The organism is Bartonella sp. TT110JLCBS, assembly GCF_042193405.1.
Taxonomy (GTDB): domain Bacteria; phylum Pseudomonadota; class Alphaproteobacteria; order Rhizobiales; family Rhizobiaceae; genus Bartonella.
The window spans coordinates 1-523 of the sequence record NZ_JBHILT010000328.1; the positions used below are offsets into that span (position 1 = coordinate 1).

A 523-nucleotide genomic window follows, 5' to 3' on the forward strand; every position below is an offset into this window, starting at 1 on the left:
ATGATGTTAGCTTTGGGTGGTTTTATTTTTTCGATTGAAACAGCAGCTTATCAAACACTTGATATGTCTTATGGGGTGCCATGGGTAGAGCAAGGACGATTGGGGAGAAAGGCTGCTCTTCAATTGCCTGCTGTTGCAAATGCGGAATTTTCTTTAACTGGTGTGATTTATCCAGATTTCAAAGGTGGTCACAGACAGCTCGAATATTTACGGCAAATGGCACATGAAGGACCTCACATTCTTGTGACCGGTCAAGGCAAAATCTTAGGTAAGTTTGTCATTCTTTCTGTAGAGGAAAAACAAAGCGTTTTTCATCATAACGGCACCCCAAAAAAACAAGAATTTACAATAAAGTTGAGAGAATATGGTGAAGAGCTATGAGTGATCTTTACATGACCAAAGATGGTGATATGGTTGATGCCATTTGCTGGAAATACTATGCCAAAGGTCAACAAGCCCTTGCTGTTGAACGCGTTTATGCAGCAAATTTTGGTCTTGCAGACTATGGACCCATTTTAAAAGC

2 protein-coding genes are annotated in these 523 nt (G+C 40.3%); both read left to right on the forward strand.

The features are described from left to right. Entirely contained in the window at nucleotides 1–381 is a 381-nt protein-coding gene (locus ACFILW_RS11145) for a phage tail protein (protein ID WP_375612342.1), read from the forward strand. Next, a partial coding sequence (locus ACFILW_RS11150; protein WP_375685870.1) for a tail protein X occupies nucleotides 378–523 on the forward strand: 146 nt, incomplete at its 3' end. The genes ACFILW_RS11145 and ACFILW_RS11150, both read left to right, overlap by 4 nt.